Source organism: Blautia glucerasea (genome assembly GCF_013304385.1).
Classification (GTDB): domain Bacteria; phylum Bacillota; class Clostridia; order Lachnospirales; family Lachnospiraceae; genus Blautia_A; species Blautia_A ammoniilytica.
Genome location: NZ_JAAITU010000033.1, coordinates 40576 through 50986 on the forward strand (window position 1 = coordinate 40576; position 10411 = coordinate 50986).

9 protein-coding genes and 1 pseudogene are annotated in these 10411 nt (G+C 41.6%); 4 read left to right on the top strand and 6 right to left on the bottom strand.

The features are described from left to right. Positions 1-1707 carry a hypothetical protein gene (locus tag G5B11_RS12770; RefSeq protein ID WP_173728492.1) on the bottom strand — a complete coding sequence of 569 codons (1707 nt, stop codon included), beginning with the start codon at positions 1705-1707 and terminating at the stop codon, positions 1-3. 416 nt (positions 1708-2123) lie between these two features. On the opposite strand from G5B11_RS12770, the gene G5B11_RS12775 reads away from it, so the two are divergent. Next, on the top strand, positions 2124-3428 hold the full coding sequence (locus tag G5B11_RS12775) for an HlyC/CorC family transporter (protein ID WP_173728494.1): 1305 nt from the start codon (positions 2124-2126) through the stop codon (positions 3426-3428). A gap of 64 nt (positions 3429-3492) precedes the next feature. Here the strand turns inward: G5B11_RS12775 and G5B11_RS12780 are convergent, their stop codons facing one another. Beyond that, positions 3493-4116 (bottom strand): YdcF family protein, encoded by a 624-nt coding sequence (locus G5B11_RS12780; RefSeq protein ID WP_330603135.1) that lies wholly within the window; start codon positions 4114-4116, stop codon positions 3493-3495. A 53-nt stretch (positions 4117-4169) separates the two neighbouring features. After that, positions 4170-4934, bottom strand: a complete 765-nt coding sequence (locus G5B11_RS12785) for an N-acetylmuramoyl-L-alanine amidase (protein WP_173728496.1) — start codon at positions 4932-4934, stop codon at positions 4170-4172. Between the two features lie 353 nt (positions 4935-5287). On the opposite strand from G5B11_RS12785, the gene G5B11_RS12790 reads away from it, so the two are divergent. The 3 genes from G5B11_RS12790 (at position 5288) to G5B11_RS12800 (ending at position 8083) form a co-directional block, all read left to right on the top strand. Continuing rightward, the gene (locus G5B11_RS12790; protein WP_173728498.1) at positions 5288-6259 is read left to right on the top strand and encodes an ABC transporter substrate-binding protein; all 972 of its coding nucleotides are present in this window, start codon (positions 5288-5290) and stop codon (positions 6257-6259) included. A 113-nt stretch (positions 6260-6372) separates the two neighbouring features. Next, entirely contained in the window at positions 6373-7296 is a 924-nt protein-coding gene (locus tag G5B11_RS12795; RefSeq protein WP_173728500.1) for an ABC transporter permease, read from the top strand. Further along, positions 7289-8083, top strand: coding sequence for an ABC transporter ATP-binding protein (locus tag G5B11_RS12800; RefSeq protein WP_158422788.1), 795 nt, complete (start codon positions 7289-7291; stop codon positions 8081-8083). Before G5B11_RS12795 ends, G5B11_RS12800 begins: the two co-directional genes overlap by 8 nt. 112 nt (positions 8084-8195) lie before the next feature. Here G5B11_RS12800 and G5B11_RS12805 read toward each other — a convergent pair whose 3' ends face one another. From G5B11_RS12805 to G5B11_RS12815, 3 genes and pseudogenes are all read right to left on the bottom strand, one after another. After that, positions 8196-9140, bottom strand: coding sequence for a DUF5688 family protein (locus G5B11_RS12805; protein ID WP_173728502.1), 945 nt, complete (start codon positions 9138-9140; stop codon positions 8196-8198). A gap of 207 nt (positions 9141-9347) precedes the next feature. Continuing rightward, on the bottom strand, positions 9348-9830 hold the full coding sequence (locus G5B11_RS12810; RefSeq protein ID WP_173728504.1) for a low molecular weight protein-tyrosine-phosphatase: 483 nt from the start codon (positions 9828-9830) through the stop codon (positions 9348-9350). Positions 9831-9993: 163 nt separating this feature from the next. Then, a pseudogene (locus tag G5B11_RS12815) lies at positions 9994-10167 on the bottom strand (tyrosine-type recombinase/integrase); the annotation flags it as partial. Between the last annotated feature and the right edge of the window lie 244 nt (positions 10168-10411).

Consider the following 10411-nt stretch of genomic DNA (forward strand, 5'->3'; position numbering starts at 1 on the left):
TTAATTGTTCTTCTTTTTCTTCAAAACAACAATAAGAATCACCACGACCGCTGCTACAACAACCAGGATCACAAATGTACCTACCGGTGTATTATCGCCGGTACGTACCACCCCAGTTCCATTTACAGAACCGGAACTATTCTGACTGATGGACTGTCCTGATGCAGCCGGGCTGTTATTCCCTGTTGCAGAACTGTTATCTGTGGAGGTGCTATTATTTACAGTTGTATTTGATGTATTACTGCCGGTATTCACCCCACTGCCTGTGGTACTTGCAGCAGCCTTGGTAGGAACAGCTGTTGATGCAGGCTTAGGCGTGGAGGTAACAGATATCGTACCTCCGGAATAACCGTCTTCTGCAATATTCTCTCCAATCAAAGGCTTGCTTCCTGCAATTCCAAATGGACTGAAAGAATGAGTACTGAAGATCATAGTACTTCCGTCAACACTTGGCACAATGGTCTCCATGGCTCCATTGTCAAGAAGATGCTCAATGGTATATTCGTATCCTGCTTTAACAGGAACTGTTACACTGATGTACTGTCCATCCGGAATCTCATACTTAGAATCTGTTTTAAGATTCCACAACTCAAACTCATAGGATCTGAAAATGGCAGCCTCATCTTCGTTAGTAAACTGATAGGAATCACCACTGGTAGCCCTGAACTGTACATACCAGGGAAGCTCAATACCTGAAACAGAGATGCCTGCGCAGCTATGGTTCTGTACAGCACGCTCTGCCTGCTCCTCCGGCGTCAGCGTATCCTCTGCCTCGCTGGGACGATCATCCTGTATAGGCTCATTGATCTGGTCAAAAATATTATCTGCATCCTGATCCTGTGAAGGCTGGCTGTCCGGTGCTGCCGGATCAATGGTATCCGGTGCAATAGAAGGAACCGTATCCGGTGCTGCCGGATCAACATTCCCCGGTGTCACAGAAGGAATAGTATCTGGTGCTGCCGGGGCAACAGTTCCCTCCTGTACTCCTGGTTCTGTGGGCTGTGAAGCATCAGGTGCTATTGTCACTTCCGGTACTACGGAAGGATCCTGTTCAGGCAATACTGCAGGAGCTGTGGGTTGCTGCTCTGCAGAAGGGATCTGAGTTGGCAGTGTTTCCTGTCCCGCCTCTCCTTCCGGCGTTACAGAAGGAACTGTACCCGGCTCTCCAGGTGTATCCGTTGCTGCCGGTGTCTGGCTTACCTGTGGATCATTAGAAGCTGCTTCTCCTTCTGTATATCCAGGATCTTCTTGTTCGCCATTATCCTGTCCGCACTCTGTATTCTCCTGATAGCCTTCATAATCTTCGTAATCGTTCTCTTCATCTCCGGTATAATCCTCCCCGGAAATACTGCTGACTACAACAGTAACCTTTCCTTTTAAAACTCCGTCTTCCTCATCCCAACCGGACATATAAGACAGATCAACAGAATCATATGGTTCAAACTCTACCTTACAGCTCTGAGTCCGCTTGGTAGGAACAAAAGAATCATCTACCCAGTATAAAGTTCCATATTCGCTGGATGGTAAGGAAACATTAGAAAGCTCTGTAGGTTCATCTATAGTCACATTGTCAGGGATCAAACTGCTCTTCTTAATTGAAGATGACTGATATCCAGCATATACAGAATAAATCTGCCCACCTGCCAGTGACATCGAAATCGCTGCCGCAGCTAAAATAGCAATACTTTTTCTTTTCATTTTTTTCATTTCAGCACCTCTGTTATTATTTATATATCAAATTTTCATTCTTTTGTAATGTTTGTGTAATAATTTGTTTTAAATTTTATCAGCATGATTATATCACAATTCTTCTTTTTTCGACACCCCCTATTTATATTTTTTTCCTCATCCACTTTTCCTTGCTTTTTTCATAAAAATACTGTATATTTCTTTTCAAGTCAAAATCGTACTCCCACTGAGTTCAAGAATGCCTCGGCATTCTTGCTGCGAGGTGTGCGTCATGCAATTGCATGACATACTTCTCCTGCGCACCTCTGCAATCCTGCCGGAGGCTATATCAGCTGGGGGATTGACTCCCAGCTGATATATTTCTTATCACTCACCATGATAGAAGCGGGAGTCTTCTCGACTGTGATCAAAATTTAAAGGAGCGTGAATATATTTTGGATTCTGGTGTCCCTATACAGATAACTGCAATCATAATTCTGATTGTACTGTCTGCCTTTTTTTCATCAGCAGAAACAGCAATGACAACAGTAAATAAGATTCGTATCCACTCCCTTGCCGAACAAGGGAATCGACGGGCGGTCACATTAGAAAAGGTGATTGCCGACACAGGCAAACTGCTTACCACTGTTTTAATAGGAAATAATATTGTTAATATTTCCACCTCTTCATTGGTGACTACTTTAACGATCCGCGTTTTCGGAAATATCTATGTGGGCATTGCTACCGGTATCCTGACTCTGGTGATTCTGCTTTTTGGTGAGATCACGCCAAAAACACTGGCTACTCTACATAACGAGAAGCTTGCCCTGGCCTATGCCCGTCCTATTTTTTTTCTGATGATCGTTCTGACACCGATTGTTTATGTAGTAGGCAAGCTAGCCGCAGGGATCATGTTTCTTCTCAGAGTAGATCCAGATGCAAAACCACAGCAGATGACTGAGCATGAGCTGCGTACTCTGGTAAATGTAGGCCAAGAGGCTGGTGTGATTGAAAATGAAGAAAAACAGATGATCTATAATGTGTTTGATTTTGGGGATTCCACAGCCAAAGATGTTATGATTCCCAGAATTGATATGACCTTTGTGGATGTAAATGCATCCTATGATGAATTAATGGATATCTTCAAGAAGGATATGCACACACGCTTTCCAGTTTATGAAGACAATACAGACAATGTGATCGGTATTATTAATGTAAAGGACCTGATCCTTTACCCAAAGAAAGATGATTTTTCTGTTCGTGAGCTTCTTCGTGAGCCTTACTTTACTTATGAATATAAAGGAACTGCCGATCTGATGCTGGAAATGCGTAAGGCATCTGTGAATCTTGCCATTGTACTTGATGAATACGGTTCTACTGCCGGGCTTGTCACACTGGAGGACCTGTTGGAGGAAATTGTTGGTGAGATTCGTGATGAATATGATGAAGATGAAGAAGAAGATCTGAAAGAACTTCAGCCAGGTCGTGAATACGTAGCTTCCGGCTCAGCCAAGCTGGATGATATCAATGAAACCCTTAACACTCAAATGGTATCTGAAGATTATGATTCCATTGGTGGTTATATTATTGAACAGTTGGACAGCCTTCCAACAGAAGGACAGTCCGTCACATTGGACAGCGGCATCCGTCTGGTAGTTGACAAATTAGATAAGAACCGTATTGAGCTGGTCCATATCTGGCTTCCCCCAGCTTCCTCTAAAGATACTGATCCTTCAGAAGCCGAATCCCTTTTACATTAAAATCCAATTCAATACGAAAGTCCCCTGCCCTGGTTGTAAAACCATAAGCATGGGGACTTTTTATTTAAACCATAAGCTGGAACTGCAATATGATCCGAGTCACTTCTCCAGTGACTGCCCGGATCCCTTCTTCAGTCTCTTTCCAGTTTTTCCGAGTGATCCCATCCGGACAATCTGCACATACATAAAACTTTGTATCCGGATACAGCATTTGATAATACATCAAAGCTCTTCTTGCATGATAACTTTTACAGCAAAGAATTGCTTTTCTTATTGTAAGGCCAAGTCCATCTGTTACCTTTCTGGAATAAATGGCATTTTCATAAGTATAAGTAGCTTTATCTTCCTTAAGGATTGCATGATCCGGAACATGATTATGCATCAGCACATCCTTCAGAAATTCCCATTCAGTATCATACTTCCTGTTATAGTCCTGTTTTGAGGACAACACTCCTGAAAAATGCCCCATCACAACGCTGTACTTTCCGCTTGGCAGTATATACGGTGCATATCCTTCCATGTAAAGTCCGGCTGCATGTTCTGCCATTTCCGGATATCCGTTACCTGGAATAAAAATAATATCTGCTTTTTCTGGAATATCTTCTGCAAAAACAAAATCTCCTATCGTTTTTATAAATTCATCCAACATAACTGTACCTTTCTGTTCATTTGTATTTGTAGGTATCATGGCCGGGGACTGTACCCTGCACATCATTTATAAAGATTATACCATTTTTCAGTTCATTTCGTCACGATCAATGTACTATAGCCATCCTCCCTCAGCCGCTGTTCCATACGGATGGCATTTCCAAGCTGTTGATATGCTCCCACCTGTACCTTAAAAAGATCTCCATCCCACAGTATATATGCAGGATAACCACGGTCTAATAATTGGTACAGTAATCTATCTGCATTTTCACGGTTTCGAAATGCTCCTGTCTGTACCCGGTAATATAACGGATTTTCTGCGTCTGTTTCATCCAGCGTTCCAAGTATGGCATCTGCAATTGCCTGTGGGATATCCTGCTTCTTTTCATCATAAAGGGTATTGTCTTTTTCTGAATTAATAAAACCTGTTTCTATCAAAAGTGCGGGCATCTTTGTTTTTCTGAGTACGACCAGTCCCGGCCGCTTTTGAACACCAATCTCCCGAAAGCCCAATTCTCCTAAAGCGCCTACAATATTCTGTGCCATCTTATACTTTATACCGCTTTTATTATATACCAGAACCTCCACTCCCTGATATTGATTAGCTTGGGGACTGCTATTCCTGTGAAAAGAAATAAAATAATCCACATCCGCTTCATTTGCCTGTTTTGCCCGTTCAAACGGCGTAAGATATTCATCCTCTGTTCTTGTATATAAAACCTTTACCCCGTTCTTTTCCAGGATTTCTCCTACTGCCTTTGTAAGTGAAAGATTATCATCCTTTTCCTGTCTGCCTTTATAAACTGCGCCAGGGTCTGAACCTCCATGACCGGCGTCCAACATGATCGAATAAGCCATTTCTTTTCTGTCCTTTTATCTTCTCTCTATAAAATATGCAGAAATTGCCATCAGGCCACATGTCCGTTGAAATGGAAAATTCATGTATAATCCTTATTTCTTGCATATGTAATTTTTTATTCTCCATATATATTTTTTATTTCCCGCCTTGACTTTGCAACTTTAAAGCGTTATACTGCTACATTATAAATAAACACTCTCCTTATATCAATTTCGTAACAATTCAGTACCCTCACGGATAATTCCTACTGAATAGTTACTTAATTTCTGAAAATGCAAATGCAGTATCAAAACCAGTACATTTTCAAATAGGAGAATATAGTTTAAATACAATTCGAGGAGGATACAAAGTTATGAAAAAACAGGTTTTAGCCGTGTCACTGGCCAGCTTAATGTCAATCGGAACCATAGGCAGTGTTACCGCTGTCAACGCAGAAGAAAGTGACAAAACATACACCGTAGGTATTTGCCAGCTTGTTCAGCACGAAGCATTAGATGCAGCAACACAGGGATTTAAGGACGCCCTTACAGACGCTCTTGGCGATGCCATAACTTTTGAAGAAAAAAATGCACAGGGTGATTCCAATACTTGTTCTACGATTATCAATGGTCTGGTATCAGACAATGTAGACCTGATCCTTGCCAATGCAACTGCGTCCCTGCAGGCTGCCGCAGCAGGCACTACTGATATCCCGATTCTTGGAACCGCTGTTACAGATTACGGCGTTGCTCTTGAAATTGATGATTTTGACGGTACAGTAGGTGGAAATATTTCCGGTACGTCTGATCTTGCTCCGCTGGATCAGCAGGCAGCTATGCTGAATGAACTTTTCCCGGATGCAAAAACTGTAGGACTGCTGTACTGTTCTGCAGAAGCAAACTCCCAGTATCAGGTTGATACAGTAAAAGCAGCCCTTGAAGATCTTGGTTATACATGCTCTGATTATGCATTCTCTGATTCCAACGACCTTGCTTCTGTCGCTACATCTGCCGCATCTGACAGTGATGTGATCTATGTTCCAACAGATAACACAGTAGCTTCTAATACAGAGATCATCAACAATATCTGCAGTGCAGAAAAGGTTCCTGTAATCGCAGGTGAAGAAGGTATCTGCCAGGGATGTGGTGTTGCTACTCTTTCTATCAGCTACTATGATCTTGGAAAAGCTACTGGCGAAATGGCGGTTCGTATCCTGAAGGACGGTGAAGACATTTCTACTATGCCAATCGAATATGCACCGAACTTTACAAAAGAATACAATCCAACCATCTGTAAAGACCTTGGCATTGAAATTCCGGATGATTACAAAGCAATTGAAGAATGATCAGAAAATAACTTAAATTCAAGAATAATATTAATTTCATGCACTATCAGCGGACAGCGGGAAAGGGAAATGCCTCTCTCGCTTTTCGCTGTATTAACAGGAGGAATACAATCATGCAAATTATGAACTTAATCCAGGCTCTCCCCGGAGCTGCTGCCCAGGGACTGATCTGGGGAATCATGGCAATTGGCGTTTATCTTACCTTTCGGGTACTTGACATTGCCGACCTGACTGTAGACGGTACCATGTGTACCGGAGGAGCCGTATGTATTATGATGATGCTGAACGGCCACAACGTATGGATTTCCCTTCTTGTTGCCACTCTTGCAGGTATGGCAGCCGGTTTGCTTACAGGTGTTTTCCATACATTTATGGGTATTCCTGCAATCCTTGCTGGAATCCTTACACAGCTTTCCCTTTATTCTGTCAACTTAAAGATCATGGGAAAAGCCAATCAGGCAATCAATGTTGACAAATATAACATTCTTGTTTCCCTTCGCCGGATCAAAAATGTTCCTATCACCCAGAATACAATTCTGATCGTTGCCCTTTTTATTATCGTTGTGATCGCTGTATTGTACTGGTTTTTCGGAACTGAGCTTGGATGCTCTCTTCGCGCTACCGGCTGCAATGCCAATATGTCCCGGGCACAGGGAATCAATACTAATTTCTGCAAGGTACTTGGACTGATGATTTCAAACGGACTGGTTGCACTTTCCAGTGCCCTTCTTGCTCAGTATCAGGGATTTGCAGATGTAAATATGGGACGTGGTGCCATCGTTATCGGTCTTGCAGCTGTTATTATCGGCGAAGCCATTTTCAGCCGTATTTTTCGTAACTTTGCACTGAAGCTTTTAAGCGTGGCATTTGGTTCTATTTTATATTACCTGGTGCTGCAGACAGTAATCTGGATGGGTATTGATACAGACCTGCTGAAACTGCTGTCCGCTTTTGTCGTTGCTATTTTCCTGGCGATCCCATACTGGAAAGGAAAATTTACAAAAGCAGCAAAACATGGAGGAAATCACAATGCTTGAAGTTAAAAATATTTATAAAACATTCAATCCTGGTACCATCAATGAAAAAATCGCTTTAAACGGACTTTCCCTGAAATTAAATGAAGGAGATTTTGTTACTGTAATCGGTGGAAATGGAGCAGGAAAATCTACCCTTCTAAATGCAGTTGCTGGTGTATGGCCAGTTGACGAAGGACAGATCGTTATTGACGGCACTGATGTAACAAAGCTTTCCGAGCATAAACGCGCCGCTTATCTTGGCCGTGTATTTCAGGATCCGATGACAGGTACTGCTGCCACAATGGGAATCGAAGAAAATCTTGCACTTGCCAGACGAAGAGGTACCAAACGCGGACTTCGCAAAGGTATCACCCAGCAGGAACGTGAAGAATACAAGGAACTTCTTAAAGTTCTTGGCCTAGGTCTTGAAAACAGACTCACCTCCAAAGTTGGCCTGCTTTCTGGTGGACAGCGCCAGGCTCTGACCCTTTTAATGGCCACCCTAAAAAAGCCAAAGCTGCTTCTTCTGGATGAGCATACAGCTGCCCTCGATCCCAAAACAGCCTCAAAAGTCCTTGAAATCACAGACATGATCGTAAACCGTGACCATCTTACAACCCTAATGATCACCCACAATATGAAAGACGCGATTGCCCATGGTAATCGTCTGATCATGCTTATGGACGGAAAAGTAATCCTGGACATCCAGGGTGAAGAGAAGAAAAAACTGACTGTGAAGAATCTGTTGGACAAATTTGAACAGGCCAGTGGCGAAGAATTTTCCAATGACGCTGCTATTCTTGGTTGATACTTTACATTCCTGTTAATGAATCCTAATACAGCGTTATAAGTAAATTAGATGAGTGTCCTTATGAGTCCACGCCTCCACCCAATGTGGACCCATAGCGGCACTCTTTTATCTAATCCTCATCCTCTGAAACGCAGATAATGCTATCTGTTGACCTGCAATATCTATATATTCTTATTGAAAGAAAATCCTCCTCCGGTGTTGTTTCCTTCACTGTTTCACTGACCACATCCTCTAATTCTTCCGGGTAAACCTGTCTTGCATCATGTACCATTACTTCATGTACACTGGTAAATGCCAGATACAGATCCTGTCCCAGCAATTCTGCCATACGTTTTGCAACACCTGGCATAAAAATTGCTGCCGCCCCATTAGTACGCTTTGTTGTACTTAAGCAAATCCCCAATGATTTTCTGGAAATTTCTACATCACTATTCTCTTTACCCATAAAATCCTCACCATCATATTCAGGGTCAAAAATAAGCTTTTCCCAACAGTAAATCCTTGGGGGTGTCATTTTCATCGTATTTATCAATGCTTCCTCAAGAATCTTTTCCCTGGAAATCCCCCATTCCTCAAGATACTCCTTCCGTATCTTCATACTGGTGATCCCATCTGCAGATTCTGAAATTCTCATATAAAGAACAACAGCAATATCACCAATACACCTGTATACAGCATGTACCAATTCATCCTTATTTCGATTCAGATTTAAAAGCCTAATAAATAAATCCTTTTTAATCATTTCATAATCAGTAAGATTCTTAGTTTTGTCAAAAAATTCAGCATGATTTACTTTTTTTAACTCTGTTAATATCATCGTTCCCAGTTCATTCAATTCTTTTCCCCGTTCATAGTCTTCAAACAATTCTTGCACATGTACCCCACATATTTCTTTCATACCATCTTCTTCTGCACACACCAAAAATAGCCTGTCTCCATTTTCCGCCATCTTCTCTCCCTTTTTTCGGAAATAAATCTTATCCTCTGTATATCCAGTTTCATTAAGTAAAAAAAGGCGCAATTCACCTATAAACTCTTCATAGTTTTTATTCATATATATGGTTCCTTTCATACACTAATAGCGGTTTGATTTCTAATACTTTAAGAGATAATTGGACGATATGTCCAATGATAAAGCCGTTTTCCCAAACGGTTATAAAAAGAAAGGGAGCATCTGCTCCCCATTGAGTTGCTGTGAAATCAGTATAGCCAATCTCGCCCCACTTGTAAAGAAGAAAAAAACGAGAAAATCCAGCAAATTTCACCCATTTATCTTTCCATTTTCCTTCAGATACTGCAAAAATCCTTTGCAACCCTCCTCTATATCCAAATATGTAAGTTGGAAATCCCCTGTATACCAGGGATCCGCAATATCTCCGCTTCTCCCTGTCATTTCAAGCAACAGTCTTATCTTCCCCTCTGGATCTCCCCCAAAAATTCTCAGCATATTCCGTATATTTCTCTGATCCATTCCCAAAATATAATCATATTTTCCATAATCTTTTTTTGTTACCTGCACTGCTCTCTTCCCCTCACAGGAAATCCCATGTTTCCGCAATATCTCCCGTGCTGGCGGATATACCGAATTGCCAATCCCGTTCCAGATTTCCTCTGTGCTGGTAGCCGCAGACCGAATCAAGAACAGATCTGCGATACCCTTCTGCTGAACCATATCCTTCAAAATAAATTCTGCCATAGGCGAACGGCAGATATTGCCGTGGCAAATAAATAATACTCTAATCATCTATGTAAAACTCCTTGAATTTACTGTATTTCCTTGATGTATCGGCATTTTCTTTCGCTTGCTGTTTCCTCTCATTCGTGGCATATCGTAGCATAAATTAGCACATCTTTTACCTCAAAAGTAGTACAAAAAGTAGTAAATTAAGGGCTGAATACTCATTTTACTACTCGCCATTTACTACCCGTTTCAGTTCCTCTTTCGCGTCGTCATAGCCTATATGTGTATAAGTATTTAACGTGACGCTAATATCAGAATGTCCCATGAGGTACTGTAAAGTTTTAGGGTTCATGCCGCTTTTAGCCATATTAGAACAAAAAGTGTGACGGCAAACGTGTGGATGTGTCAAGTATAGGACAAAAAAAATTTTATTTTTTTCTGCCGAAGACTATCTGACGCTTCCATCAGGTAGTCCCAGCACCTTTATTATCTTCTGGTAAGTCATTCTTGTCCTGCTCAAGTTACCTCTATTCTGAAAAAATATCGTCAAAATTCCATTCGATTTCGATTTCATCCTGACTATGAACACGGATCACCTTGATAATCTCACGCAGCTTCTCTGTATCGAACTTCTGAATTCCCAA